The following is a 26,539-nucleotide window of genomic DNA, read 5'->3' on the forward strand; positions in this document are numbered from 1 at the left end:
GGATCTCGACGGCCGCCGCGTCGACCAGCTGCCGGCGACGCGGCTCGACGAGGCGGAGTCGCCGCTACGCCGCCTCACCCGCGAGCCGCCGCTCTGCGCGGTCGCGGCCGATCAGCGGAAGCAGCCCGGCGAGGTCCGGCCCGTGCTCCAGACCGGTGAGCGCGAGGCGCATCGGCATGAACAGGCCCCTGCCCTTGGCGCCGGTGCGGGTGCGGATTTCCGTGGTCCAGGCCTTCCAGGTCTCGGGGCCGAACGGCTCCGGCGGCAGGCATTCTCGGGCCGCAGCGATCACGGACTCCTCGGTGATCACCGGTGTGATCGGACCGGCTACGACCTGCCACCAGTCCCGCGCCTCCGAGACCCGGCCGAGATTGGGCTGCACGGCACGCCAGAACGCTTCCGCATCCTCAGCGGGGATGCCGAGATCGGCCAGACGCGGGGCGACCTCCGGATACGGCATGGCATGGACGAGCCTTGCGTTGAGCCCGTCGAGCTCCGTGGGGTCGAACCGGGCCGGTGCGCGGGAGATCTCGCCGAGCTCCACGAGGCTCGCCAGGGTGTCGAGATCCGGCACCGCCCGCACCGATTCGGCAGAGCCCGTGAGCACTGCCAGCGAGCGCACGGCCGCCGGCTCGTAGCCGGCCTCGCGCAGGCCACGCAGCGACAGGTGGCCGAGCCGCTTCGACAGCCCTTCCCCGTCCGCGGTGGTGAGCAGGTTGTGATGGCCGAAGACCGGGACAGTGGCGCCCAGCGCCTCGAAGATCTGCACCTGCACGCCGGTATTGGTGACGTGGTCCTCGCCGCGGATCACGTGGGTGATGCCCAGATCGGCATCGTCCACCACCGAGGGCAACGTGTAGAGGTAGCTGCCGTCGGCACGGATCAGCACCGGGTCCGACAGCGACGCGCAATCGACATGAGCTGGCCCGCGCACGAGGTCGTCCCAGCTCACCGTGCGCGCGTCCAGCAGGAAGCGCCAATGCGGCCGGCGGCCTTCGGCTTCGAGGGCGGCGCGCTCCTCGGCGGTGAGCTGCAACGCCGCCCGGTCGTAGATCGGCGGCTGGCCGCGGCCGAGCTGGCGCTTGCGCCGTCGCTCCAGCTCCTCCTGGGTCTCATAGCAGGGATAAAGCCGCCCGGCCGCACGCAGGCGATTGGCCGCCGCGTCGTGCTGGGCCTTGCGGTCGCTCTGGCGGGCGAACAGGTCCGGCTCGATCCCGAGCCAGGCGAGATCCTCCCGGATCGCCTCGGCGAACGTCTCGGTCGAGCGCTCGGCGTCCGTATCATCCATGCGCAGCAGGAACTGGCCGCCGGTCCGGCGCGCGAACAGCGCGTTGAGCAAAGCCGGCCTGGCATTGCCGATATGCAGGTAGCCGGTGGGCGAGGGAGCGAAGCGGACGAGCGTCATGATCCGCTCTGTAACCGATCTGCGGCGGTTTTTGCGCGTCCCTTCGCGCATGAGTGGCGCGAACCACCGCAGCCCATGCGCCAGCGCGCTACCCAGGGCTTGGAAAACCCGTCAGAAGGCCACGCTTGGCGTGGGTCGGCGTGGGTCGGGGTGAGCGGGATGGACGAGAAAGCCGATATCGTGGTGATAGGCGGCGGAATGGTCGGGCTGGCCTGCGCCATCGCGCTCAAGGATCGCGGCCTCGACGTGGTCCTGTGCGATCCCGGCGAGGCCCGGGCCCGGACCTCCTACGGCAATGCGGGTGTGGTCAGCCGCGGCTCGATCCTTCCGATGTCGAGCCCCGCCCTGTGGGGCAAGCTTCCGGCCTACCTGCGCAACGCCGACAGTGGTTTGCGCCTGCGCTACACGCATCTGCCGCGGATCATCCCCTATACGGCACATTTCCTGGCGAGCGCCCGAGCGACGAGCTGGCGCCGTGCCGCCGCCGCTCTGCTGCCCCTGACCAGCGCCGCCTACCCGGCCCATGAACGCCTCGCCACCCGGGCCGGCACCAGCGATCGGCTGCAGCGGACCGGCTGGCTCAAGGCCTACCGCACCGACGCCGCCTTCAAGGCCGCCGCCCTGGAGCGGGAGATTCTGTCCGGGCACGGCGTCGCGTTCGACCTTCTCGATACGGCGGGCATCCGCGATTTGGAGCCGGCGCTGGTGCGCCCCTACGCGCGGGCGATGCTGCTCACCGAGACCGGCTCGGTGCGCGAGCCCGGGCGCCTGATCGAAGCCTGCGAGGCCCTGTTCGCGGGCCTGGGCGGGCGGCGTCTGCGCGGCAGCGTCGAACGGCTGACGCCGGTGGCGGATTGCTGGCACGTCGTCCACGAGACGGGGTCGGTCCAGGCTAGGCAGGTGGTCCTGGCGGCGGGCGCCGCCTCGGGGGCGATCGCCGAGACCCTTGGCTACCGCTTTGCGGTGGCGGCCGAGCGCGGCTATCACCGGCACTACGCCCTGCACCCGGACAGCCCACCCCTGGCCCGGCCGGTGCTCGATACCGGCGCCGGCTCGATCCTGTCGCCGATGGGTGACCATCGGGTGCGGGTGCTGTCCGGCGTCGAGCTCAACGCCCGCCACGCCGAACCCGACCACACCCAGATCGAGGCGGCTTCCCGCGAGGCCGCCGAGACCCTGCGGCTGGGTGGGCCCCTCGACAACGAGCCCTGGCTCGGCTCGCGCCCATCCACGCCCGACGGCATGCCGGTGATCGGCTTGGCGCCCCGGCACAAGGGCCTGCTGTTCGCCTTCGGACACGGTCATATCGGCCTGTCGACGGGCCCCATCACCGGTGAGATCGTGGCCGACCTCGCCACCGGTCGAATTCCGGCGGTGCCGGTGGCGGCCTTCGCGCCCGAGCGCCTGCTGCGCTGGCCGCGGTTGGTATGACGTTCAGCGCCAGTCGTAGGGGTTGAAGGGCTCCAACGCGGCCTCGATCCGCCGCAGGATCGCCGGCTGATGCTGGAGATCGGCCTCGCGGGCGAGTGCCCTGAGAAAGGCCCGGGGGCCGTGTTCGAGGTCTCGGGCCAGGCCGTCGTAGCGTTCGGCTGGCTCGACATGGGGCGGATTGACGGTCACGAGGTAATCGAGGCCGCAGGTCGGCCGATCGATACCCAGCCGATAGCAGATCTGCACCCGGGCGAAGGGCTCGCCGGGGCGGCGCACGACCCGGTAGCCGCCGCGCGTGAAGGCGCCCTCGGTGACGCGCTCGGCATAGGCAAGCGTGCCATCCACCGTGGCGAGGCTGTCCGTATGTCGGCTGCGCACGAGCTCGATCGCGGCCCGCTCGGTGGGCAGGAACGGCTGTGCGTGCACCCCCGACGTGACCACGGCGGCAACAAGCGCGGGTGCGAGACGTCTCACGGCTTCCTCATGCAGACGGCGACCGGTTTCGCATCCTTGGCGGCCTTGGCGGTCATATCGAGGCAGCCGACCGTGGAGACGCCGTCGGTGACGGTCACGGACGGCACAACCGCCATGCCCTGGCAATAGGCACCGATCAGTTCCTCGTCGCGATGGCAGGCCACGTCGAGCCGAACCAGCGTGTTCATCGCCGGCCCCGTCGGTCCGGCCACGCCCGCCGGACCCCGATCCCCGGCGGGGCCCCGCTCCCCGGTCGCACCGTTGAGGCCCGGCGGCCCCTGCGGACCGGCCGGGCCCTGATCGCCCTTCGGCCCCGGAGGCCCCGCCCGCCCCGGTTTCGGCGCCTCGCAGCCGGCGAGCGCGAGGGCCATGATCAGTGCAGAGGCAAGCGCGGCGGTCCTCGAAATTCGCATACGGTTCTCCGGCCGGGATGCCACCGACGAAGTGGCGCCGGGGGGCCGGCCGTCAATGACGCCGCCCCGCCGAAACGAACGAGCACCGCCCCACGCATGCAATCTACAGTAGAATTAAACGATCGAGTCCGATCTTGCGGATCCGTTTAAGCTTTTCGAAAACGATTAGCCGCAAATCAGCATCGATGCTTGTCTTCAGACGGCAATTCGAGTCATGGCGCGACCAGTACAAATATTTTTGACATCGACACCGACCTCAAGTTGCCTCTTGGCCCGTTTGCGGCGGGATGCGGGTGGGGCGGCCGCGGTGGAATTCGCCCTGGTGGCGCTGCCGTTCCTGGCGCTCGTCGGCGCGGTGTTCCAGATCGCGTTTCAGATCTGGGCCACCCAGAATTTCGATCGCGCTCTTCAGAATGCCGTTCGAACGATCTTCACCGGGCAGTTCCAGCTCGCCAATGCCGGGCAGACCGACGCTGCGACCCTGCTCGCTTCGCTGAAGACGACGATGTGCGGTAGCGGCAATGCCGTCGTTCCCACGATCTTCAATTGCCAAAGCGTCAAGATCGACGTCGCAACCGCCGGGACGTTCGCCGGGGCCAGCGCCTCGACGCCCGTGAATGCCACCACGGGGACTTGGAACACCGATTTCGGAACGAACTACGCCTGCGCCAAGCCGGGCACGATCGTGGTCGTGACTGCTGCGGTCCAGTTCCCGACCCTGTTCAACCTGATGGGCCTGAACACGAAAAAATTCACCACAGGCGCCGGGGCCGGCTCCAGCCTGCTCACCTCGACGGCGGTCTTCCGCACCGAGCCCTACCAGAGCGCCGGGGGGAGTCCGTGCTGAGGCGCATCCTCCGCAAAGCGGCGCGTCTGCGGCGGGATCGACGCGCCAGCGCGATCGTCGAATTTGCCGTGATCCTGCCGGTGCTGCTGGCGATCTGGGCCGGCATGACCGAGATCGCCCACGCCATCGACGAGTGGCGCAAACTGACTCTGCTGGCCCGCACCGTGGCCGATCTGACCGCGCAGGGCGACGCACAAAATCCGATCGACACGACGCTGATGAACGACATCGTCACCTCCGCCGCGAAGGTGATGCGCCCGTTCGACACGACGAACGTGCAGATCGTGGTCAGTGCGATGGGCGTCGACCTGAAGAAAGCGAATCTGTTTCCGCAGGTCTGCTCCAGCGTCGCCAACGCCAACGCCAAGCCCCGGGCCCTCGGCACCGCCACCGACCTTGTCGTCCCTGCGGGCTACCAGACCTCGGGCATGCGCTACGTTCTGGCCGAGGTCAGCATCAGCTACACCCCGATGATCGGCAGTGCGCTGGTGAAGCTGGTCAAGGGCGTCGGCAACCAGATCACCTTCTCCACGGCCGTTCCGTGGCCGACCCGCGGCGGCAGTACATACGGTTCGAATACTTACACCGAGGTCATTCTGCCGGACACCACCCAGAAGGCATGCGATGCCCCGACGCTCTGATCGCACCCGCCCGCCCGGGTGGTTCGGCTTTGCGCGGGGACGCGGCGGTAACGTCGCGGTCCTGTTCGCCTTCCTTAGCGTGCCGATGCTGATGCTGACAGGCGCAGCGGTCGATTACGGCTTCGCGACCCGGCTCGAGACCAAGCTGCAGGCTGCGACCGATGCCACGGCGCTGCTCCTGTGCCAAACCCCGCTGACCACCTCGAATGCCGACCTCAACCTGCTGGCGCAAACCGCGATGACCGGTGCCATGGGGGCGGGAAACCTCGTGGTCGACCCGTTGGTCATCACCAACAACCCGCGACAGATCACTCTGAGAGCCCGCAAGCTCTCCACAGCCTTCTTCGGCAAGTTCACGGGAACGACCCGCATCAATCCCGGATCGGCCGCGCAATGCGCCACGCCCCTGCCCAAGACCTTCGAGATCGCGCTGGTGCTCGACAATACCGGGTCGATGGCGGCATCGAGCGGCGGACAGTCAAAGCTCCAGGCGGTGCAGACGGCCGCGACGAACTTCGTCAACTCCGTTTACACCGACGCGGCTTTCTCCAGCGCGACCCGTATCTCGATCGTGCCGTTCGCCGGCGCCGTGGCGGTCGATCCGTCGACCTATCGGTATGCAAGCTGGATCGACCAGAATGCCGTGTCGAGCTACCACTGGACCAACGTGCTTCAGGCTGGCGGGTCCGGGTTCAAGAACCGGTTCGACATCTTCAGCAAGCTTCAGGGTGTCTATTCCGGCTGGGGCTGGGGCGGCTGCCTGGAAACGCTGCCTTACCCGCTCAACGTCCAAGACGGAGCACCGGCGCCATCCAACCGGGATTCTTACTTTTTACCGCTTCTCGCCCCAGACGAGCCCGGCGATGCGAGCACGAGCTATGCGGCCTATTCGATAAACCGGAACACGACGTATTACAGCTTCAATAGCTACATCGACGACGACAACGGCAATTGCCCGGCGCTCCCTTACGGGACACCGTTCAACACCGCCGAGGGCCAGGCGTGCAAATATGTCCGGCCGCAGAACGCTGCCCCGACTTCGCAGAATTCATCAACCGGCATCCCCAACGGGCCGAATTTCGGGTGCACGACCCAGCCGCTTCTGAGGCTGACGAACAACACCAGCGCGCTCAAGACACTGATCGGCAAGATGGCGCCGCTGGGGGCGACCAACATCCATGAGGGCTTCATGTGGGGGTGGCGGACCCTCTCGCCGAAGAGCGTCTTCACCGATACGAACCCGCCCGCGGCCTATGCGTCGAGCGCCGACAGTTCGAACGCGACCACGATCAACAAGATCGTCATCTTGATGACCGACGGCACGAACAGCTGGACGCCCAATCCGAACTCCCCGAATGGTTCACTCTATTTCGCGGCCGGCTACTTCCAGAACGCCAACGGAAGCAACCCGAATCCCCGTCTGCCCAATACCAACCAGAACGTCTCGGACGCGTCCAGCGCCCGTAATGCGCTGGACGCGTTGACCGCGGCCGCCTGCAAGAACGCGAAAGATGTGAACATCTCGATCTACACGATCGGCTTCAGCGTCCCGTCCGACCCGATCGACTCGGCGGGGCAGACGCTGCTGAGGAACTGTGCCACGAATCCGGGACAGTTCTACCTGGCCAACAACTCGGACGATCTGATCAAGGCGTTCAGGCAGATCCAGGCGAGCATCGGCGCATTGCGTTTGACGCAGTAGACGACGCGGCGGGACGATGCTCCGCCGGGGTACCCGCCACATCTTTCATTGCGAGCGCAGCGAACCACCCTGAGGCTCCGTCACGTTCGGAGATCGCACCTGTCACCAAGCTGAATCGCTCGTAATGACCTGCGCGACGAGTCGCGATCGAGCGAACCGCTCTGACTGCGCCGCGCGTCAATCGTCCCGGTAGACCTTCTCCCGCCGCTCGTGCCGCTCCTGGGCTTCCAGCGACAGGGTCGCGATCGGCCGGGCGTCGAGGCGGCGCAGCGAGATCGGCTCACCGGTCTCCTCGCAGAAGCCGTAGGAGCCGTCCTCGAGGCGGGCCAGGGCCGCATCGATCTTGCCGGTGAGCTTGCGCTGGCGGTCACGGGCGCGCAGCTCGATCGCCCGGTCGGTCTCCGAGGAGGCGCGGTCGGCGAGATCGGGATGGTTCTCGTTCTCGCTCTGCAACGCGACCAGCGTGTCCTGCGCCTCGCGCAGGATGTCGCTCTTCCAGCTCAGCAGCTTGCGCCGAAAATATTCGCGCTGCCGGTCATTCATGAAGGGCTCGTCGTCGGACGGGACGTAGCCGTCCTCCAGCGTCACCTTCGCCATGCGTCACCCTCGCTGGATCATACCGCCCACCAGGGGATGGCCGGTGCGCGGCGATAACGTGAGGTGCCGTATAGTCGAGGTGCTTAATCGCGACAACGCGCAGCGTTGCAGGGCTTGGATCTTGTTTCGAATGCGTCGACACGTGCGACAAACAAGCCACGGTCCAGGTCTTATTCGGCGGCCGGCGTCCGTAACCGTACAATCGCGGCGGCGATCTCATCGGTCAACGACCGAGCGAGCGGCAGCCGATAATGGGTCTGGTCAAAAAACAGATCGGGATTGGCCGCCTCCGGGCGTCCGTTCCGTCCTTCGATGATCGTATTCCGCGGATGAACGCCGAGCGCTGCACGCACCTCGGCGCGGCAGGCTGCTTCGGCCACTGCCCGAGGACTGCCAGCCGGCGGCTCGGAACGGGCGTAGACCGGTGGGAACACCAGCACGAGGGCGGTCTGGGCCGGGACCCGTGCCAGTTCGGCCCGCAAGCGGTCGCCTACCGGGAACGGGCCGCCGTGATGTGGCTCGGTCTCGGGGCCGACGGGCCGTTCGAGCGCTGCCTTTTTGGCCGGATCGCGGCCGAAACCCTGGCTGAGATAATTCGACTCGTAATCCCACCAGCCGTCGGAGGCAGCCTGCTTGCGGCGCGGGTTCAGGAGCCAGCCGACGCGGTTGATCGTCTCCTGCGCAGCCGTGAAGCGGAGCAGACCCTTGAGATAGGCGGGCCAGTCGCCGACCAGCCAGTACGGAAAGCCGTGTTCGCTGGGGAAGCTCGGGTCGTCCGAGCACCAGAACGCGTCGGCCGACAGCACGATCGCCTCGGGCCGGGCATGGTGCCTCAGATACCAGTCGAGCAGAGCGAATTGTTCGGACGGCCCAGTGGCCGGCACCGATAGCTGCACGAACGGGATTCCGGTGAGCCGGGTCAGCGCCGCCGGCGCGGTCAGCTGGATATGCGAATTGCCGATGACCGCGCCGGCATAGGCCGGGTCGCGGCCGCGCAGCGCCGAGGCGGTGCGCGGGCCCTGGGGGCGCACGGCACCGCGGGACAGCAGGGTCGACCGGCCGGTGTCGTAGGGATCGACCAGGACCGCCAGCGCGAGATAGGCCGCGAACAGCCCGGCCATCGCCAGCAGCACGGTGCGGACGAAAGTGCGCCAGGCCCGGTCCTGTGGGGGGTGAGCGAGCGCCATCCTCAGAACTGGAAGTAGATGAACTCGTAGTTCGCATCGTCCCCGATCTTGAGGAGAACAACGACGAACAGGAGCGCGAAGCCGAAAGCGAGGGCGCGCCGAGGCGGCAGGCGGTGGACCGCCACCCAGGCGGTCGGGCCCACCGTGGCGACCAGAGCTGCGACCGCGATGGTGCGCCACTTGAAGCCCGAACCGTGGGGCGCGAGGCCGAACAGGCCCTTGAAGATCAGCAGCGCCGCGTCGAAGCTGGCAGCCCGGAAAAGCACCCAGGTCAGCAGCACGAATAGGCTGGTGAGCAGCCAGCCGACGGGCGCCGGGATCGCGATCCGAGCGCGGCGCGCCAGAACCCCGGCACCGAGACCGAGCCCGTGAAGGGCGCCCCAGGCCAGGAAGGTCAGCCCCGCCCCGTGCCAGAGACCGCCGAGCGTCATGGTGGCGGCGAGCGCCCCGACTTGCCGGGGCGAGCCGCGCCGGTTCCCGCCCATGGGGATGTAGAGGTAGTCGCGCAGGAACCGCGACAGGGTCATGTGCCAGCGCCGCCAGAATTCGCGCAGCGAGGTGGCGCGATAGGGCGCGTCGAAATTCTGCGGCAGGACCAGCCCGAACAGCAGCGCGATGCCGAGCGCCATGTCGGTGTAGCCGGAGAAGTCAAAATAGATCTGGAAGGTGAAGCCCAGCGTCGCCTGCCACGCCTCCGCGACGGTGATGACCTTGCCGGTGGCGGCCGCCTGGAACACCGGGTTCACGTAAGCCGCGAGCGGATCGCCCAGGAACACCTTCTTGGCGAGCCCTACCGTGAGAAGCATCAAACCGCGAGCGAAGCGCTCGGCGGCGTCGGGCCGCGCATAAGGCTGCTCGTCGAACTGGTGCATGATCTCGCTCCAGCGCACCAGCGGACCGGCGAGAACCTGCGGGAAGAAGGCGATGTAGAGGGCGTATTTGGTCAGCCCGAAGGCCGGCGCACGGCCGGCCCGCAGGTCGGCGAGATACATGATGTGGTGGAAGGTGAAGAACGAGATGCCGAGCGGCAGGGCGAGTCCGAGCCGCGGTGCCTCCAAGCCCGGGATCAGGTTGGCGAGGTCGGCGAAGAAGTCGAGGTACTTGAACAGCCCGAGCAGGGCGAGGTTGGCGGCGATCGCCGCCGGAATCAGCCACCGCCCCGGCCATCGGCGATACGCCCGGGCAACGCACCAGTTCACCAGGATCGAGCCGGCGAGCAGCGGCACGAACCGGACATCCCACCAGCCGTAGAACACGAAGGACAGGACGACGAGCAGCGGCAGCCGCCAGGCCGGGGCCGCACGCGCCACCAGCGCGTGCAGGATCAGCGCGGCCGGCAGGAAGGCGAGGAGGAAGACAAAGGAGTTGAACAGCATCGGGCGGGGCGGCGCGGGGGTGAAGGATGGGCCGCCGGTCTCCCCGGGCGCGAGGCGCCCGCCTTGTCGGGGATCGCGGCGGGCCCGTCAATCGCGGACGCTCACCCCGCCCGGCGCGCTGCCTCAATGGTCAGACCGAGGCCGACCGACCCGAACGTGTCGCCTTCCACCACCCGGGCCGCGGGCAGCGCGGCGGTGAGCGCGGCGCGCAGGTGCGGCAGGCCCGTGGAGCCGCCGGTGAGGAACAGCGCGTCGATCCGTTCCGGCCCGAGTTCGGCCTGGGCGAGGCAGCGGGCGATCCGGGCGGCAACCGCCCGGGCGAGGTCGCCGGTCTGGGTCGAGAGGGTGTCGCGGCTCACCGCGGCCGCCAGACCCGGCTCGATCAGGCCGAGGTCGAGAGCCGTCGTGCCGGCTTCCGAGGCGGCGATCTTGGCGCCCTCGACGGCCCCGGCCAAAGCGTGGCCGCGCTCGCCCTCCCCCGCCGCGCGCAGGCGCGCGACGAGGTCGGGCTTAGCGCAATCGCGGATCACCTCGTCGATCTCACGCAGCGTCTTCGCATTGTAGAGTCGGTTGATCGCCGACCAGGTGGCGAGGTCGTGGTAATAGGCGTTGGGCACCGCGAGGTCGCCGCGCCGCATCGGGCTGCCGAGGCCGAGCAGCGGCATCACCGTGCCGAGGCTGAGCTGCCGGTCGAAATCGGTGCCGCCGATCCGCACACCGTCATTGGCCAGGATGTCGCCGGCCCGGTCCGGGCGGCCCCGCCGGTCGGGCGAGAGGCGCACGATGGAAAAGTCCGAGGTGCCGCCGCCGATATCGGCGATCAGCGCGATCTCCTCCGAGCGGACCTGACGCTCGTAGTCGAGGGCTGCGGCGATCGGCTCGTACTGGAACGACACCTCCCGAAACCCGACGTCCCGGGCGATGTCCCGGAGCGTGTCCTCCGCCCGCCGGTCGGCCTCCGCGTCGCCATCGACGAAATGCACCGGCCGGCCATGGACCACGGTGTCGAGGGACTGTCCGCAGGCCGCCTCGGCCCGCACCTTCACGGCCGACAGGTACCGAGCGATCACGTCGCGCAAGCGCAGGCGCTCCCGACCGACCGGTGTCGCCTCGTCCATGAGCGGCGTGCCGAGCACGGATTTGAGGCCGCGCATCAGCCGGCCGGCATGGCCGTCGACATAGGCCGCTGTGGCGGCCCGGCCGATCAGCGGCGCCTCGCCCGGCTCGAAGAAGATCGCGCTGGGAATCGTCCGGTGCGTGCCCTCCAGGGGCAGCAGGGCCGGTCCCGCCGCCGCGAGATGCCCCATGGTGGTGTTCGACGTGCCGAAATCGAGGCCGCAGGCCGCCATCGTGGTGGGGATCCGGTTTGTTTTCAGGAAGGGGCGGCCCCTACAGGGCGGCGGCCTTCGGGTCCAGCGCGGCCGCGACATTGCAGCCGCGCGGCAGCCTCGCGGGAAGCGTGGACAGCGCATCCGGAGCACGCACGGATCCGGTTCCGGCGTGGTATGGAGCAGCCATGCGTTCCGATATCGATCTCGGCCTGACCGGCGGGCAGCCGGCGCTGCTCGACCTCACCGAACTGCTGGCCACCCGGCTCCTGGTCCAGGGCAATTCGGGCTCCGGCAAGTCGCACCTGCTCCGGCGCCTGCTGGAGCAGAGCGCCGGGCTCGTGCAGCAGGCGGTGATCGATCCGGAGGGGGATTTCGCCAGCCTCGCCGACCGCTACGGCCACGTCGTTGTGGAGGCTGACGGCGACGACGTCGCGCTCCAGCGCATCGCCGCCCGGGTGCGCACGCATCGGGTCTCGGTGGTGCTGTCCCTCGAGAACCTCGACGCCGAGGGGCAGATGCGCGCCGCCGCGGCGTTCCTGGGCGGTCTGTTCGACGCCGACCGGGACCATTGGTACCCGATGCTGGTAGCGGTGGACGAGGCGCAGCTCTTCGCCCCCGCGGCGGCCGGCGAAGTCTCGGACGAGGCCCGCCGCCTGTCGCTCGGCGCCATGACCAACCTGATGTGCCGCGGCCGCAAGCGCGGGCTCGCCGGCGTGATCGCGACGCAGCGTCTCGCCAAGCTCGCCAAGAACGTCGCGGCCGAGGCCTCCAATTTTTTGATGGGCCGGACCTTCCTCGACATCGACATGGCCCGCGCCGCGGACCTGCTCGGTCTGGAACGTCGCCAGGCCGAGACGTTCCGCGATCTGCCCCGGGGCCACTTCGTGGCGCTCGGGCCTGCCCTGTCTCGGCGTCCGCTCACCATCGCGGTGGGTCCGACCCTGACGGTGAGCCGCAGCTCGTCGCCGGTGCTCGTCCCCCTTCCCGATCCGACCGAGGATGCAAGGGCGCTGATCCTCACGGCGAGCCCGGCCGACAGCCTGGCGCCGCCCATGCCGCGCCCGAAGCCGCGGCCGGTGGCGGCCCCGGACGTCCTCGTCCAGCTCGCGAGCTACCGCCCGCCGGCCCCGCCGGAGGAGCCCGAAGAGGAGCCGATGGACCCGGAGGCGCGGGAGGCCGCGCTCGCCGAGGTCCTGGCCTCGGTCCTGGCCGATGCCGACGCCGCCGCCTGCACCCCCGCGACGCTTTATCAGGATTTCACCGTCCGCTGCCGGATCCGCCGCCTGCGCGGCGACACGATGGGATTGCCGGAGTTCAAGCGCCGGCTCGCCGTAGCCCGGGCCGAGGCGGGCGGCGCTGTCGCCGACAATTCCACCTGGGAGCGGGCCCAGGCGATCGCGGCCGGCCTGCCGGATGACCTTGCCGGCCTGTTCCTGGTGGTGGCCCGGGCGGCGATCGAGGCCGCTCCCTGCCCGACCGACACGATGCTAGCCGATGCCTATGGCACCAGCTCGGGCGGGCGCGCGCGGCGGATGCTGGCCTATCTCGAGGAGCGCGGCGCGATCGTCACCCGGAAGGACCTGCGCGGCGCACCGATCATCGCGGTGCCGGATCTCGGGGTCGAGACCGGTCCGGGCGAGCCTCAGATGCTGCCCACCGGGCCGAAGCGGCGGGCGGGGTAGCGGTCGTAAAGCGATCCGTCATTGCGAGCGGAGCGAAGCAACCCAGTGTGGCGCGCGATCCCAGGAGGTGGCGTTTCCCTAGGCTGCTTCGCTCCGTTCGCAATGACGGTGGTGCAGCTATGCGCTGCGCCGACCTTCGAGCTTGGCGAGCTCCACCGCGGCGCGGAGCTCGATCTCGCCCATGAGCGTGTCCAGCCGCGGATCCCCCGATGAGGCCGAGCGCTCGGCCAGGCGGCCCGCGATGGCGCGCAGGTCCTGCGGGGCGACGCGGCCGCCGAGGAGCGCAGCCTTGAGCCGGTCGAGGCCGTCGAGCAGATCGTGGCCGCGCTTGGCCGTGCGGCGACGGCGCTCCTGCGGGGTCTCGGCCTCGCCCTGGAGGAGCAGCACTGCGTCGAGGCCGGCCAGGGTGGCGGCCGCAGCGGGCGCGGCGGTGCCCGAGGCGGGAGATGGCGTCGAGTCGAGGCTGAAGCCACGACCGCCCTCGACCCGGGCCTTGGCTGCGACACCGCCGGCATTCTGGATCGGCTGGCGAGTCTCGACGCGCATGATCCTGTTCGTGTCGCTCCGGGCGCCCCTGCGCTCCCGGACATTCAAGCCGGCACGGTTAAGCGCGGGTAAACAGGCCGGCAGAACCTGCCGGGTCGGCAGGTTCGGTGCCGGTGAATCCTAATCGGCGACCGCACGCCCATCCGATAATGATATTTTTCTCAACGACTTAATCCAAATGTCAGGCTGGCACGGGGCTGGCAGGAGGGGAACAGGTCCGTTCACCCTCGAAAAATCCGGCATGCGCCCGAGCCACCCCATCAGCCTCCTCGGATCGGCCCTTGCCGCCCTCGTCGTCGGCGCGTTGCTGCTGGCGTCGGCCTGCGGCCCGGCACTCGCCCTGTCGCGGGTGAAGGATCTCGCTTCGATCGAGGGCGTCCGCCAGAACCAACTGGTCGGCTACGGCATCGTGGTCGGCCTGAACGGCACCGGCGATACGCTCAACAACATCCCGTTCACGAAGCAGTCGCTGCAGGCGATGCTGGAGCGGCTCGGCGTCAACACGCGGGGCGCCACGATGCGGACCCAGAACCTCGCCGCCGTGATGGTGACGGCGAGCCTGCCGCCGTTCGCCGCCCAAGGCACGCGCATCGACGTGACCGTTTCGTCGCTCGGCGACGCGAAGTCCCTGCAGGGCGGTACGCTGCTGGTGACGCCGCTGCTCGGCGCCGACGGCGAGGTCTACGCCCTCGCACAGGGCTCGGTGGCGATCGCCGGCTTCTCCGCCGAGGGCGATGCCGCCAAGATCACCCGCGGCGTGCCGACCAACGGGCGCATCTCCAACGGCGCCAATATCGAGCGCGAGATCGCGTTCAAGCTGAACGACGCCCGCGCCCTGCGCCTATCCTTGCGCAACCCGGATTTCACAACCTCCAAGCGGATCGCTGCGGCGATCAACGACTTCATGGGCGCCGACACCGCCGAGCCGACCGACCCGGCCACCGTGACGATCCAGATTCCCGCCAAGTACAACGGCAACATGATCCGCCTGATCACCGAGGTGGAACAGCTGAAGGTCGAGCCGGATCAGACCGCCCGGGTCGTGGTCGACGAGCGCTCCGGCATCATCGTCATGGGCCGCGACGTGCGCGTCTCCACGGTGGCGATCGCCCAGGGCAACCTCACGGTCACGATCAGCGAGCAGCCGCAGGTCAGCCAGCCGGCGCCGCTCTCGAACGGGCGCACCACCGTCGTGCCGCGCACGAGCGTGAAGGTCGATACCGGCGACGGCAACAAGCTGGCCCTGGTGAAGGAAGGCGTGAGCCTGCGCGAGCTGGTCGACGGGCTCAACGCCCTCGGGGTCGGCCCCCGCGACCTGATCTCGATCCTCCAGGCGATCAAGACCGCCGGGGCGCTCCAGGCCGATATCGAGCTGATGTGATTTTTTTTGGGACTGGAGGGCTAAATCATGCTGCCACTCGCCAACATCGCGGCCAATGCCGCCGCCGGCGTCGGAAAATCCATCGCCACCAGCGTGTCCGACGGCATCCTCAAGACCGGCAACACCGCCAAGGCGCACAAGACCGCCACGGAGTTCGAGTCGATGTTCCTTGAGAACAGCCTCGACCGGATGACCCAGTCGGAGGGAACCGACGGTCCGCTCGGCGAGAACGGCACCGGGGGCGGCGTCTACCGCTCGATGCTGACCAAGGAATATGCGGGACAGATCGTGAAGAGCGGCGGCGTCGGCATCGCCGACTCCGTGTTCCGTGAGATCATGAAGATGCAGGGCGCGTCGAGCGATGGAGCGGTCCATGCAAAGGGCTGAGCCGCTGCGCGTCGGCGACCGGGTCACCGCGGAGGCACTGGTCGGGGGCGTGCTCGCGAACATGGCCGCGCTGGAAGCGGTGCTGGCAGAAGAGGCCGCCCATATTCGGGCCGGACGCCTGCGCGAGGGCCTGGCGGCGGCCGAGCCCAAAACGGCGCTGGCGGCGGCCTATATGCAGGGCCTCGAAGTCGCCAAAGCGAATGCCGTCGCGCTGAAGCGCTTCAACCCGGACGGCGTCGAGACTCTGCGGGCCGCCCATCGCCGCTTCACCGCGGCCGTGGAAGCGAACCAATCGGTCCTCGACAGCGCGAAATCCGTCTCCGAGGGGCTGATCAAGTCGCTGGCGGAGGAGATCGGCCGGGCGCAGCTGCCGTTGGGCTACGGACGACAGGCGGCAGCCCCGTCGCCCTATGGCCGCGGCGTGCGCAGTGGGCCGCTGGTATTGTCGCGGAATCTTTGAAGGCCGCGTCAGCGCCGGCCGTTGCCGATCCGCATGTAGGTTCGCACCTCGCCGAGATCCGTGTCGGCGCGGTTGTCGATCGCCAGGCGCCCGGTAACGGGGGGCGTGGCCGGCGCGCCGATCCCGTGCCCGCCCCGCAGGTCCGCGCCCGCCGTGACGCGGCCAGAGACGCGGATACAGCTCGCACTGCCCGGCAGGCGCACGAAACCCGCCCCCTTCGACGGGCACGGCATCACAGACGGCGTGATCAGAGCCTTCTCGAGGTCCCGGGCCTCGGCAGGCCCGAAACCGAGCACCGCAGTGCAGAGCGTCAAGGCGATCGGGAGGGTCCAGCCCATCTCACGCGGCCCGACGCGAAAGGTCCCGATACAGGAGGTCGATGTAGCACTCGACTGCGCCGATGAAGCCGTCGAGGTCGGGCTCAAGAAAGCGCAGCCGCGCGAGGTCGCGCAGGAGGATGTCGAGCGCGATGGCGCGGTCGTCCGGGCGGCCATAGCCGTCGAGATAACTGTCGATTGCCTGCTTGGCCAACGCGAGGGCGTCGATCTGCGCCGCGGTGCCGAGGCGGCGGATCGCGTGGACGGGTTCGGACAGCGCCATGCGAGCCTCTCCTCGATCGCGCGGCAGCGCTGCACGCGACCGCAACCTGCGCTTCACTGCGGGAAAGCGGCGAGACTATGGTGGCGGGACCGAATACCGGCTTCAGCTGATGTAATTGACCAGTGAGAGCTTCGAAAGCGAGGCTGTGACCTGGTAGCTGGCCTGGAGCCGGTTCTGCACATCGAGCAGCTTGGCGACGACCTCCTCGGTCGGGGCCTGCTCGATCCCGTCGAGCGTGTTTTGCACCGTGGTCTGGGTGGCGGTGTTGGTGGTCTTGGCGTTCGACAGCCGCGTCGCGGCGATGCTGAGCTGCGTGACGGTGTCCTGGACGCTGGGATTGGTCTGATCAGCCGAGAACAGCAGCGCCCCAGCCTTGTCGACCACGGTCTGATAGGTGGCGCTGGTGTTGGCGTCGCTCGCGGTCGGCAGAGCGAACGCCATGGTCGCCAGACCCGCGAGCACGTTCTGGACCGACTTGTCGTTGGCGCGGGCGCCGGTGCCGACTTGGCCTGTGGCGCTGACTTGGACCGACTGGGTGTCGAGGGCCGATGTGGGCTCAGGCGGGCTCGTCGTCGTGTCGTAGGTGTTCTCGCCCTGGTACCAGAGCACGGTGTTGGCCGGAGTGGCGGCAACGTAGCCGGTCGGGTTCTTGGCCGCATCGTACGTGATGCGCTGGGGCATGATCCCGGCTCCGGATGGGCCGCCCCGGGCTGAGCCGGTGAAGAAGTCCTGCGTTACCGTCGCCGTGGCGTTCACCGCCAGCGTGCCGGTGGCCGCGCCCTTGAGCGCGTTGGTCAGCGTGGCGGACAGGTTCTTCATGGTGTCGGTGACGCTCGCCCCGATGGCGAAACTGGTGGTCGAGCTGGCATCCGCGCTGGTGGCCGCGGTCAGCGTTACGGTGGTTGCGGTACCGTCCGGCATCTTCAGCGCGAAGCTGACGCTGTCGCCAGCGGCCGGCTGCGTCGCCAAGCTCACATTGAGCGAGGCCGGGCCGGTGCCGGTGATCGACGCGCTCAGCGCCGTCCCGGTGGTGGTCGGTGTGCCGGTGAGGGTGAAGCCGAACTTGCCCCGCGTCGCGGCATTCGTTTCATCGGTCACCTGGACGGAGGTGGCGCTCGGCGAGGTCTGCGTCAGCCGGCCGTTGCCGCTCGCCCCCAGCTCCGCGGTGACCCGCTCGTTGATCAGCGCGGTGAGGCCCGCAAGCTTGTTGCCCTGGCTGTCGGTGGTGCCGTTGAGGATCGTGTCGGCGTCGAGCACCGGCTGTGTGGTGGCGTCGCGACCGCCGAACAGGTAGCTGCCGGCCGCGGACTGGTTGAGGGTGTCCAGCGCCGTCTGCAGGTTGGCGAGCGCGATCGAGCGGCCCGCCGTGGTGTTGGCCGCGACGCTCTGCAGACCGTTGTTCAGGGCCGTGCGGGCGTCGGTCCCAAGCTTGGCGACCTGGGTCAGGCTGGTGACGGCAAGGCTGGTCCGGGTCTGGGCCGCCGTGATGCCCGCGCCGTAGCCGTTCAGCGCGCTCAGGGTCGCCTGGGCGGCGAGCGCCGTAGAGCGTCCGGTGCCGAGCCCGCCATAGGTTTGCGAGACCTTGCCGCTGGAGAGCTGGTTCGACAGGTCGTTCAGCTGGTTCTTCAGCGTCAGGAGCTGCGCGGTGTTCCGGTTGGCGACATAAGAGCCGGCCGCGAAGGGAGAGATCGTCGTCATGGTCAGATCTGCAGCAGCTGGTTGAGCATATCGCGGGCGGCGGTGAGCACCCGGGCGTTGGCGCCGTAGGCCGTCTGCAGGGCGATCAGGTTCGACATCTCCTGGTCGATATTGACGCCCGCGCCCGCGGAGAACCGGCTCTGCGCGGTAGAGAGCGCAGTCTGCTGGGTGTCGTTAAGCGCTGTCGCGTTCGAGGCGGCAGAGCCCTGCGAAGCGATCACGTCCTGGGCGAAGCCGACGACGCTCGCCCGGTAGGGCGCAGAGACGCCGCCGATGCCGCTCGAAGACGAGAAAGTCTGTTGGGCGGAGGTCAGGGCGGTGAAAATCGCCTGCGCGCGGCCGCCCGAGGCGCTCGGATCGATGGCGCTCGACGCGGTGAGCGCCGCGGTGTTGCCGGAGACCGCCGGATTGACCGCGATGCGCTGGGCGAAGCCGGTGAGCTGCGAGCCGCTGTCGAGCGAGCCGGTGAAGAGCCGGGTGACGGGTGGCGGCGCAGCGGAGACGTCGGTGAACAGGGCGATCTGCGGGTAGCCCGTGGTCAGATCGTTCGGCGATGTCGGCAGGGTGATGCTGGCGCTGGCCCCTGAAACCTTGTCGGTGCTGGCACCCGCCGGCCCGATCGTGACGGAGGCCCCGGTGCCGGTCGCGGTGAGGTTCGGCACGTTCCTGATGCCGGCAGCCGTCGCACGGGTGCCGAGCGCCGTCAGGGCAGCCGAGATCGCGCTGGCGTAGGTTGCGGGGCCGCCGGAGATGTTGAAGGTCTGAGCGAGCCCACTGGAATCGTCGGTCTGGCTCGGATCGACCCCGGTGGTCGCCTTGTTCGAGGCGACCAGCGTGACGTTGCGGACCGAGCCGTCGGCGGCGGTGACCGGGATCGTAACGCTGTTGCCGGCCTGGATACCCGTAAGATCGATGGTTGCCGAGGAGCCGGTGACGGTGCCGGTCACGGACTTGTCAGTCAGCGCGCTGGCGAGCCCCCCGGCGAGGTCGTCGAGCTGGCGCTGGGCCTGCGGCAGGATCTGGTCGCGCAATTCGATCCCGGCGGCGAGGCTCCCCGACCGGATGGCGCCGGGCGCCCCGAGATCGATTTTGCCGCCGCCCGGAAGCGTCGCCGTGATGGTGCCGACCGTCCGCTTGGTCGGATCGGTCGAGTAGCTCGAATTGGCGCTCAGCGTCCCGTGGCCGTCGAAGCTCAGCACCGCCGCGCTGCTGCGATCGACCAGGGTGACGCCCGACTGGGTCAGCACCGAGACCGTCCCGTCGCGCTGCGCGACGGTCTGCACATCCATGTAGTTGGAGAGCGCGTTGATCACCTGGTCGCGCTGGTCCTGGAGGTCGGCCAGGGACGATGCGTCGGTGGTGTTCTGGATCTTGGCGTTGAGGCTCGCAACGTTGGACAGCAGGGTGCTGGCCGATTTCGTATCGGTGCCGAGCTGCGCCTCGACCCCGGAGCGGAGGTTCTGCACCGAGGCGGCGGCGCCGTTGATCTGGCTGGCGAGCGCCGAGGCGTTGCTCAGCACGGTGGTGCGGGCGGCCGCCGAGGTCGGATTGGCGGACAGCTCCTGCAGCGATTCGGTGAAGGTGTTCAGCGTGCCGTCGAGCGACGATGAGCTGCCGGGAGTCCCGTACAACGCGTCGAGCTGAGACGCGATGCCGGCCTTGGTGCTGGTATAGGCAGCCCCCGACGTTTCGAGCCGCAGCTGCTTCAGGGCGGCGGCGTCGAAGCTGCGGGTGATCGCCCCGACGGCGACACCGGAATTGTTGGTTCCGGTAGCGACCGTCGAGAGCGTCCGCTTGACGTAACCGGCGGTGCCCGCATTGGCGACATTCTGCGAGACGACGTTGATCGCCGCCTGCGTCGCCGCAAGGCCGGCGGTCGCGGTGGAAAGCGCGTTCAGCGACATCTCACGGCCTCCGCGGTTCGGATCGCATCCTCACTCAGCGGATCACGTTGAGCAGGTCAGACATCATCGTCTGGGCCGTCGACATGACGCGCGTGTTCGCAGAGTAGGCCTGCTGCGTTACGATCATCTTAGAGAACTCGCTCGCAATGTCGGTATTCGACTGCTCATTGCTGGCGCCCGTGATCGTACTTCCGTTCAGCCCGACCAGGGCCGGACCGGACTCGGCGGTCTGGAGGTAGTTGCCGTTCGAATCGGCCTTCAGCCCGTCGGGATTGGCGAACTGCGCGATACCCACGGAGGCGAGCGCCAGCACCGACCCGTTCGAGAACGTGCCGTTGATCTTGCCGTCATCACCGATCGCCACGCTGGTCAGCGTGCCGGCGCTGTTGCCGTTCTGACTCAGCGTGTTGGTGGTCACGGCACCCGATGTGTCGGCGTACTGGGTCAGGCCGGCCGTGCCGACATTCATGGTCATGTTCGCGAAGGTGTAGTCACCCACCGTCACATTGCCGAGCGCGACCGGGCTCGTCGCCGGCGCGGTCAGCTTCCCTGTGGAATCGAAGGTGAAGGCCGTCCCGACATTCTGCCAGGCCGTCGAATTCGCCGAAGCCGAGGGATCCGAGGCGTAATAGAGGTTCCAGACCGCGGGCTGCGCTGGCGTCGTGCTGGCGTCCTGCACCTTCGCCCAGCGCGTGCTCAGGGTCACCGGTGCGCCGGTCTGCGTGTAGGCGGTGATGGACGGGCCGGCGATGCTGTTGTTCACGAAGGTCCCGGCCCCGGTCGAGGGCACCGAGACGCCGGTCACGCCGGTCCCGGTTTTGACCACGGCCGTCGGCAGCTGATCGTAGACGTCGGAGCCTGACGTGACGGACGCGGTGGTGGCCGGCGTCGCCGGGAGGTTGGCGGCGTAGGCGATCGACGTGGTGGGCTGGGCCGGAAGCGACGTGTTGCCGATCTTCAGCAGCCCGGTGCTGGTCGCCTGGCCGGTGACCGGGTCGAGATTCGTACCGGTCAGGTAGCCGCCGGCGCCGTTGACCAGGTAGCCGTCCTTGTCCTGCGCAAAGTCACCCCGACGTGTGTAGACGTCCGTGCCGCTGAAGGTCGCGGCGCCGTTCGAATCGCCGGTCTTCCGCACCACGGTGAAGAAGCCGTTCCCGTTGATCGCCATGTTGGTCGGGACGCTCGAGGCTACGACGTTGCCGGCGATCGTGTTGGTCAGCTGCGACTGGGCCAGGACCGAGCCGGCGACCTCACGCTTCGGCGTGGTCTCGGACATCATGTCGACGAAGCTGGTGTCGATTCGCTTGAATCCGGTCGTCTGCGAGTTCGCGATGTTCCCGGAGATGTTGCTGATGGCGTAGGACTGTGCCTGCAATCCGGAGACCGAGGTCTGCAGGGCGGTAAAAAGATCCATGGCATGCGATCCCGAGACGCGCCGCATTGGCCCGCAGGATCAAGCGCGCAACCGCCGTGCCAGAGCCAAGTCCTTGATTCCTAACGAACGGGCCGCCACCGGCCCGGCAGCCCTGGCCGACCTGAGATGCCGGCCCGGCAGATTCTGCCGGATCGGGGCGGACCGGATCTGTGCGGCGGCCGGCGGACGTTTACGGGGTGTTATCCGGCGCGCGCGAAGATCGTGCACGGGCTCGGCTGGGCGGGGCACGTCCTGCCCGAACGCGCAGATGCGGTACGGATTTCGGATCTAGAGGTCATGCGGGCGAAACGGACGAGCCTCGTCCACATCATCTACTTCTCGCGCCTCAATCTGTCCGCGGATCCCACGAAGCGGTCGGAGCAGATCACCGAGATCGGCCGAGTCGCTCAGAAGAAGAACGAGTTCTCGGTGATCACCAGCTTTTTGATCATCGAGGGCAACTTCGCCTGCCAGGTGATCGAGGGCGAGCGCTCATCGGTGCACGAGACCTTCGACCGGGTCAGCGCCGACCAGCGCCACCGGGACGTCCAGATCAACGAGTGGCGCGAGATCGCCAAGCGCGAGTTCGTCCACTCCTTCAAGAGCGCCCAGCGCACCGCCACAAACGAGGGCCTGTTCGCCAAGGCCAACCTGCTGCCAATGCTCCAGCGCGGCACCCCGAAGGCGACAGCGATCCACGGGCTCTGCCTGGCGCTCCAGAACGACGCGATGTCCCGCCAGGGCATCGACCACCTCTTCATCTGAGCGCAACGATGTCCGAGAGCGATACGCCCCCGATCCTCATCGTCGACGACCAGGAGAAGCTCCTGCGTCTCGTGGTGATGCTGCTAACCCGGATCGGCTTCCCCGACGTCGAAGGGGTCACCACGGCCGCCGAGGCCCTGGAGCGGCTGCGCACGCGCCGCTACGCCCTGGTGATCTCCGACCTTGCCATGGAGCCGATGGACGGGCTGGCCCTGCTGCGCGAGATCCGCGCCGACGACGCGCTGATGAACACGCCCTTCATGCTTACCGAATCGTCCTTCGACTTCGAGGATATCAACCTCGCCCACCAGGCGGGGGCCGACGCCTTCATCCTGAAGCCGTTCGACATGGCGGTGCTGAAGAGCAAGCTGAAGCAGGTGCTCAACCGCAAGCCGCGCAAGCGCGACGCCCCGATGGCGGCGGAATCGACGCTGACAGCGGATTTCCCGATGCTGGGGAAGTTCTGAGGTATCGCGTCCGGCACTGACACGCGCCCTCCCTCCCCCCACTGCGGGGGGAGGGAGACGCGCTGGGGTCAAGCTGCGGCCCTCAGCCGGCTAAGTTGGGTAAAAACCCTCTACCCCCCCCAGAAAAAATCACGCCGCCCGCTTCTGGTAATCCTTCACGTCGGTGAAGCGCACCGCGGGGTAGCGCTCCTCCTCGTAGCGGAGCGAGAACGCCGTGGTCGCCATGAAGACCGGCGCGCCGTCGAGGTCTTTCGCCATGGCCGAGCCGTGGCTGTCCACGAACTTGTCGAGCTCGATCTCGGAATCCGACTCGATCCATCGGCAGACCGAGAAGCGCGAGGTCTCGTAATCCACCGGCAGGCCATATTCGGCCTGGAGGCGCTCCTTGAGCACGTCGAGCTGAAGCGCGCCGACCACGCCAACGATCGCCTGGCTGCCGTCCTGCGGCACGAACACCTGGACGACGCCCTCCTCGCCCATCTGCTGGAGTGCCTCGCGCAGCTTCTTGGCCTTCATGGCGTCGGTGAGCTTGATCCGCCGGAGGATTTCCGGGGCGAAGCTCGGCACGCCGCGGAAGACGATGTCCTCGCCTTCCGTGAGCGTGTCACCGATCCGCAGGGTGCCGTGGTTCGGGATGCCGACCACGTCGCCCGCAAAAGCCTCGTCCGCGATGGCGCGGTCCTGCGCGAAGAAGAATTGCGGTGCCGAGAGCGAGATCGGCTTGCCGGTGCGCACCAGCCGGGCCTTCATGCCCCGGCTGAGCTTGCCCGAGCAGACCCGCATGAAGGCGATCCGGTCTCGGTGGTTCGGATCCATGTTCGCCTGGATCTTGAACACGAAGCCGGTCATGCGCGGCTCGCTCGGCTCGACCAGGCGCTTGTCGGCATCCTGGCCCCGCGGCGGCGGCGCCACCTTGGCGAGACCGTCGATCAGGTCGCGCACGCCGAAATTGCGCAGGGCCGATCCGAAGAACACCGGCGTCAGGTGGCCCTCGCGGAAGGCGTCGAGGTCAAAGGGCTTCAGCCCGCCCTCGGCCAGCTCCACCTCCTCGCGCCACGCATCGGCTGCACCGTTCTCGGTGAGCAGCTCGTCGAACAGCGGGTCCTGGGGGCCGGACACCGTCACCATGCCGGCATCTTCGGCAGCGTCGAGCCGGCGCACGCGATTGGCGCCGAGCTCGTAGGTCCCGGAGAAGTTGCGGCCGGTGCCGATCGGCCAGGTGACCGGGGCGACGTCGAGGGCAAGCGTTTTCTCGATCTCATCGAGGAGTTCGAACGGGTCGCGGGCCTCGCGGTCGAGCTTGTTGACGAAGGTGACGATCGGGATGTCGCGCAGCCGGCACACCTCGAACAGCTTTCGGGTGCGCGCCTCGATGCCCTTGGCGGCGTCGATCACCATCACGGCCGAATCGACCGCAGTGAGCGTCCGGTAGGTGTCCTCGGAGAAGTCCTCGTGGCCCGGCGTGTCGAGCAGGTTGAAGACGCAGTCGCCGTACTCGAAGGTCATCACCGAGGTGACGACCGAGATGCCACGCTCCTTCTCGATGCCCATCCAGTCGGACCGGGTCGAGACCCGGTTGCGCTTGGCCTTGACCTCGCCGGCGAGCTGAATCGCGCCGCCGAACAGCAGCAGCTTCTCGGTCAGCGTGGTCTTGCCCGCATCCGGGTGCGAGATGATCGCGAAGGTGCGCCGCCGCGCAACCGGATCGGCCGGCTTCGCTTCGGTCTTGGTCTGCATCAGCATGGAGCGAACGCTCTGGGTCGGCCAAACGTGAGGGGCGTCGCCCGGCGCGCGGTCTCGGGTGACGGTCTTGGGATCGTGTAGCGGCACGGCCCGGTATTGGCAAAGAACCCGCCGACCCGGCGGATCCAAGTCCCGGTTTCAAAAGGTCCTTCGACCGTGTGCGGGTGAAGGGCGGAGCCCTTCGTCTTCATCAGGGCTCGACCCTGATAACCCGCCAAAGGGCAGAGCCCATTGGAAACCCGATCTTATGCCGCCTCGGCCGCCAGCGCCCGCAGATCGGCGATCAGGGCGTCCACGCGCGCCGTCGCGGCGTCCCAGGCGAACATGAATCGCGCCCCGCCACCGATGAAGGTGTAGAAGCGCCAGCCCCGGGCCCGCAGCCGCTCCATGGTCGCGGCCGGCATCGCCAGGAAAACCGCGTTGGCCTCCACGGGGAACAGCGCGCGGATCCCCGGCAGGTGCGCAACGGATTCGGCGAAGCGGCGGGCACAGGCATTGCCATGGGCGCCGTTGCGCAGCCAGGCGCCGCTCTCCAGCATGCCGACCCAGGGGGCGGCGAGGAAGCGCATCTTCGAGGCAAGCTGGCCGGCCTGCTTGCAGCGAAAGCCGAAATCCTCGGCGAGCTTCGGATCGAAGAACACAACCGCCTCGCCGGCATGCATGCCGTTCTTGGTGCCGCCGAAACACAGCACGTCCACTCCGGCCCGCCAGGTCATGTCGGCCGGGCTGCACCCGAGGCTGGCGCAGGCATTGGCGAAGCGCGAGCCGTCCATGTGCAGCGCGAGGCCGAGCTCGCGGCAGGTCGCAGACAGCGCCCGCAGCTCGGCCAGCGTGTAGACCTGCCCGGTCTCGGTCGGCTGCGTGATCGTCACCACCCGCGGCCGCGGGAAATGGATGTCGTTGCGGTTGGTGGCGAGCCCGCGGATCGCCTCCGGGGTGAGCTTGCCGCCCTCGGTGCGGACCGTGAGCAGCTTGGAGCCGTTGGAGAAGAATTCCGGCGCGCCGCACTCGTCGGTCTCGACATGGGCCGAATCGGCGCAGATCACGCTGTGATAGGATTGGCACAGCGAGGCCAGAGCAAGGGCATTCGCGGCGGTGCCGTTGAAGGCGAAGAACACCTCACACTCGGTCTCGAACAGATCGCGGAACGCGTCGGCGGCTCGTTTCGTCCAGGCATCCTCGCCGTAGGCCGGTGCGTGGCCGCGATTGGCCGCCTCCATGGCGGACCACGCCTCCGGGCAGATGCCGGAGTAATTGTCGCTGGCGAATTGCTGCGAGTCGTCGTGTTGCATGCGCACAGCGTAGATCCGCGCCCGATCGCGTTGCAATCGGGATCCACCCCAAATCGAAGCCCGGCAGGGCTGCTACGCGTCGAACCGGTATCCGGCCCGCCGCCGCGGCTTTCGATACGGCCACTGCGAAGATCGCTGCCGCGAAGATGTTGGAACTGGTTCGCGCTTGGTGTAGAAGGCGCGCCAAGGCGTGGGCTCCACGCCGATTCGGAAACCGACGTTCCCGTCCCTCCCGGGTTCTCCCGGGCGAGGGACGTTGCCGGTTTCCAGATCGGCGGCGGGCTGCGCGAGCCCCAAATCCAGGTCCAGAGGATCAAGTCCGTTGCAGGTACTCGTTCGCGATAACAACGTTGATCAGGCGCTCCGCGTCCTCAAGAAGAAGATGCAGCGTGAAGGCATCTTCCGTGAGATGAAGCAGCGCAAGGCGTATGAGAAGCCGTCCGTGCGCAAGGCGCGCGAGAAGGCGGAAGCCGTCCGTCGGGCTCGCAAGCAGGCGCGCAAGACCGCGATCCGCGAGGGCCTGATCGCCGCTCCGAAGCCGAAGCCCCGTTTCCCGGCCGGCAGCCGCCGCCCGCGCTTCCCGTCGCCGACCGCCGCTGGCCCGCAGGGCGGCAACGCCGCCGGCCAAGTTCCGGTGAACCCGACGCCCGTCGCCTAAGACGTTCTTTTCAGAACGGCAGAAGCCCGGACCGCGCAAGCGGCCGGGCTTCTTGCGTTTGATCATCGCTTGGAATGGGACGGTTATGGGCCCTGCGGATGCCGTGGCTACCCTATGCGCTTCCCGTTTCCCGTTCGT

General features: G+C 68.4%; 26 protein-coding genes. 11 read left to right on the forward strand and 15 right to left on the reverse strand.

Annotated features, from left to right (window positions below; all coding sequences use genetic code 11):
* Positions 1 to 64: 64 nt before the first annotated feature.
* Complete coding sequence (gene gltX, locus AO398_RS17900; protein WP_058193446.1) at positions 65 to 1,405, reverse strand: glutamate--tRNA ligase; 1,341 nt, start codon at positions 1,403 to 1,405, stop codon at positions 65 to 67.
* 159 nt (positions 1,406 to 1,564) lie between these two features.
* Between gltX and AO398_RS17905 the strand changes: the two genes are divergently transcribed.
* Positions 1,565 to 2,836: an FAD-binding oxidoreductase gene (locus AO398_RS17905; RefSeq protein ID WP_058193447.1), complete on the forward strand. Its 1,272-nt coding sequence runs from the start codon at positions 1,565 to 1,567 to the stop codon at positions 2,834 to 2,836.
* 3 nt (positions 2,837 to 2,839) lie between these two features.
* Here the strand turns inward: AO398_RS17905 and AO398_RS17910 are convergent, their stop codons facing one another.
* Together AO398_RS17910 and AO398_RS17915 are read right to left on the reverse strand one after the other, a co-directional pair.
* Positions 2,840 to 3,310 carry a hypothetical protein gene (locus AO398_RS17910; protein ID WP_058193448.1) on the reverse strand — a complete coding sequence of 157 codons (471 nt, stop codon included), beginning with the start codon at positions 3,308 to 3,310 and terminating at the stop codon, positions 2,840 to 2,842.
* Positions 3,307 to 3,723 (reverse strand): collagen-like protein, encoded by a 417-nt coding sequence (locus AO398_RS17915; RefSeq protein ID WP_058193449.1) that lies wholly within the window; start codon positions 3,721 to 3,723, stop codon positions 3,307 to 3,309. Before AO398_RS17915 ends, AO398_RS17910 begins: the two co-directional genes overlap by 4 nt.
* Positions 3,724 to 3,991: 268 nt before the next feature.
* On the opposite strand from AO398_RS17915, the gene AO398_RS17920 reads away from it, so the two are divergent.
* The 3 genes from AO398_RS17920 to AO398_RS17930 are packed head-to-tail and all read left to right on the forward strand — an operon-like array spanning position 3,992 to position 6,913.
* The gene (locus AO398_RS17920) at positions 3,992 to 4,570 is read left to right on the forward strand and encodes a TadE/TadG family type IV pilus assembly protein (protein WP_348272368.1); all 579 of its coding nucleotides are present in this window, start codon (positions 3,992 to 3,994) and stop codon (positions 4,568 to 4,570) included.
* A complete protein-coding gene (locus AO398_RS17925) occupies positions 4,564 to 5,211 on the forward strand; it encodes a TadE/TadG family type IV pilus assembly protein (RefSeq protein ID WP_058193451.1) in 648 nt (215 codons plus the stop codon). Before AO398_RS17920 ends, AO398_RS17925 begins: the two co-directional genes overlap by 7 nt.
* Positions 5,195 to 6,913, forward strand: coding sequence for a pilus assembly protein (locus tag AO398_RS17930; RefSeq protein WP_058193452.1), 1,719 nt, complete (start codon positions 5,195 to 5,197; stop codon positions 6,911 to 6,913). The genes AO398_RS17925 and AO398_RS17930 overlap by 17 nt, the downstream gene beginning before the upstream one ends.
* A gap of 177 nt (positions 6,914 to 7,090) precedes the next feature.
* Here AO398_RS17930 and dksA read toward each other — a convergent pair whose 3' ends face one another.
* The 4 genes from dksA to AO398_RS17950 all read right to left on the reverse strand — a co-directional run bounded on the left by dksA (position 7,091) and on the right by AO398_RS17950 (position 11,422).
* The gene (gene dksA / locus AO398_RS17935) at positions 7,091 to 7,510 is read right to left on the reverse strand and encodes an RNA polymerase-binding protein DksA (RefSeq protein ID WP_050733124.1); all 420 of its coding nucleotides are present in this window, start codon (positions 7,508 to 7,510) and stop codon (positions 7,091 to 7,093) included.
* Between the two features lie 170 nt (positions 7,511 to 7,680).
* Positions 7,681 to 8,697 (reverse strand): hypothetical protein, encoded by a 1,017-nt coding sequence (locus AO398_RS17940; RefSeq protein ID WP_058193453.1) that lies wholly within the window; start codon positions 8,695 to 8,697, stop codon positions 7,681 to 7,683.
* A gap of 2 nt (positions 8,698 to 8,699) precedes the next feature.
* Positions 8,700 to 10,073: an MBOAT family O-acyltransferase gene (locus AO398_RS17945; protein WP_058193454.1), complete on the reverse strand. Its 1,374-nt coding sequence runs from the start codon at positions 10,071 to 10,073 to the stop codon at positions 8,700 to 8,702.
* A 101-nt stretch (positions 10,074 to 10,174) separates the two neighbouring features.
* Positions 10,175 to 11,422, reverse strand: coding sequence for an Hsp70 family protein (locus AO398_RS17950; protein ID WP_058193455.1), 1,248 nt, complete (start codon positions 11,420 to 11,422; stop codon positions 10,175 to 10,177).
* A gap of 167 nt (positions 11,423 to 11,589) precedes the next feature.
* Here AO398_RS17950 and AO398_RS17955 point away from each other — a divergent pair, with 167 nt between their 5' ends.
* The gene (locus AO398_RS17955; RefSeq protein WP_058193456.1) at positions 11,590 to 13,086 is read left to right on the forward strand and encodes an ATP-binding protein; all 1,497 of its coding nucleotides are present in this window, start codon (positions 11,590 to 11,592) and stop codon (positions 13,084 to 13,086) included.
* Between the two features lie 117 nt (positions 13,087 to 13,203).
* Here the strand turns inward: AO398_RS17955 and AO398_RS17960 are convergent, their stop codons facing one another.
* Positions 13,204 to 13,632 carry a flagellar assembly protein FliX gene (locus AO398_RS17960; RefSeq protein WP_058193457.1) on the reverse strand — a complete coding sequence of 143 codons (429 nt, stop codon included), beginning with the start codon at positions 13,630 to 13,632 and terminating at the stop codon, positions 13,204 to 13,206.
* 241 nt (positions 13,633 to 13,873) lie between these two features.
* Between AO398_RS17960 and AO398_RS17965 the strand changes: the two genes are divergently transcribed.
* The 3 genes from AO398_RS17965 to AO398_RS17975 are packed head-to-tail and all read left to right on the forward strand — an operon-like array spanning position 13,874 to position 15,860.
* Entirely contained in the window at positions 13,874 to 15,013 is a 1,140-nt protein-coding gene (locus AO398_RS17965; RefSeq protein ID WP_058193458.1) for a flagellar basal body P-ring protein FlgI, read from the forward strand.
* A 27-nt stretch (positions 15,014 to 15,040) separates the two neighbouring features.
* Entirely contained in the window at positions 15,041 to 15,400 is a 360-nt protein-coding gene (locus AO398_RS17970; RefSeq protein WP_058193459.1) for a rod-binding protein, read from the forward strand.
* Positions 15,387 to 15,860: a hypothetical protein gene (locus AO398_RS17975; RefSeq protein ID WP_058193460.1), complete on the forward strand. Its 474-nt coding sequence runs from the start codon at positions 15,387 to 15,389 to the stop codon at positions 15,858 to 15,860. Before AO398_RS17970 ends, AO398_RS17975 begins: the two co-directional genes overlap by 14 nt.
* Positions 15,861 to 15,868: 8 nt before the next feature.
* Here AO398_RS17975 and AO398_RS17980 read toward each other — a convergent pair whose 3' ends face one another.
* The 5 genes from AO398_RS17980 to AO398_RS18000 all read right to left on the reverse strand — a co-directional run bounded on the left by AO398_RS17980 (position 15,869) and on the right by AO398_RS18000 (position 21,476).
* A complete protein-coding gene (locus AO398_RS17980) occupies positions 15,869 to 16,198 on the reverse strand; it encodes a hypothetical protein (RefSeq protein WP_058193461.1) in 330 nt (109 codons plus the stop codon).
* Between the two features lies 1 nt (position 16,199).
* Positions 16,200 to 16,460 (reverse strand): hypothetical protein, encoded by a 261-nt coding sequence (locus AO398_RS17985; protein ID WP_058193462.1) that lies wholly within the window; start codon positions 16,458 to 16,460, stop codon positions 16,200 to 16,202.
* A gap of 102 nt (positions 16,461 to 16,562) precedes the next feature.
* On the reverse strand, positions 16,563 to 18,158 hold the full coding sequence (locus AO398_RS17990; RefSeq protein ID WP_058193463.1) for a flagellin: 1,596 nt from the start codon (positions 18,156 to 18,158) through the stop codon (positions 16,563 to 16,565).
* Positions 18,159 to 18,160: 2 nt separating this feature from the next.
* A complete protein-coding gene (gene flgK / locus AO398_RS17995; protein ID WP_058193464.1) occupies positions 18,161 to 20,062 on the reverse strand; it encodes a flagellar hook-associated protein FlgK in 1,902 nt (633 codons plus the stop codon).
* A gap of 34 nt (positions 20,063 to 20,096) precedes the next feature.
* Positions 20,097 to 21,476 (reverse strand): flagellar hook-basal body complex protein, encoded by a 1,380-nt coding sequence (locus tag AO398_RS18000; RefSeq protein ID WP_058193465.1) that lies wholly within the window; start codon positions 21,474 to 21,476, stop codon positions 20,097 to 20,099.
* 297 nt (positions 21,477 to 21,773) lie between these two features.
* Here AO398_RS18000 and AO398_RS18005 point away from each other — a divergent pair, with 297 nt between their 5' ends.
* Together AO398_RS18005 and AO398_RS18010 are read left to right on the forward strand one after the other, a co-directional pair.
* Complete coding sequence (locus AO398_RS18005; protein ID WP_058193502.1) at positions 21,774 to 22,241, forward strand: BLUF domain-containing protein; 468 nt, start codon at positions 21,774 to 21,776, stop codon at positions 22,239 to 22,241.
* 8 nt (positions 22,242 to 22,249) lie between these two features.
* The gene (locus AO398_RS18010) at positions 22,250 to 22,708 is read left to right on the forward strand and encodes a response regulator (RefSeq protein ID WP_058193466.1); all 459 of its coding nucleotides are present in this window, start codon (positions 22,250 to 22,252) and stop codon (positions 22,706 to 22,708) included.
* A gap of 129 nt (positions 22,709 to 22,837) precedes the next feature.
* On the opposite strand, the gene AO398_RS18015 is transcribed toward AO398_RS18010, so the two are convergent.
* Both AO398_RS18015 and AO398_RS18020 read right to left on the reverse strand, forming a co-directional pair.
* Positions 22,838 to 24,451, reverse strand: a complete 1,614-nt coding sequence (locus AO398_RS18015) for a peptide chain release factor 3 (RefSeq protein WP_058193467.1) — start codon at positions 24,449 to 24,451, stop codon at positions 22,838 to 22,840.
* 245 nt (positions 24,452 to 24,696) lie between these two features.
* Positions 24,697 to 25,743, reverse strand: a complete 1,047-nt coding sequence (locus AO398_RS18020) for a low specificity L-threonine aldolase (RefSeq protein ID WP_058193503.1) — start codon at positions 25,741 to 25,743, stop codon at positions 24,697 to 24,699.
* A gap of 322 nt (positions 25,744 to 26,065) precedes the next feature.
* Here AO398_RS18020 and rpsU point away from each other — a divergent pair, with 322 nt between their 5' ends.
* A complete protein-coding gene (gene rpsU, locus AO398_RS18025; protein WP_058193468.1) occupies positions 26,066 to 26,401 on the forward strand; it encodes a 30S ribosomal protein S21 in 336 nt (111 codons plus the stop codon).
* Positions 26,402 to 26,539: the final 138 nt, after the last annotated feature.

This window comes from Methylobacterium sp. GXS13 (genome assembly GCF_001455965.1).
GTDB lineage: Bacteria > Pseudomonadota > Alphaproteobacteria > Rhizobiales > Beijerinckiaceae > Methylobacterium.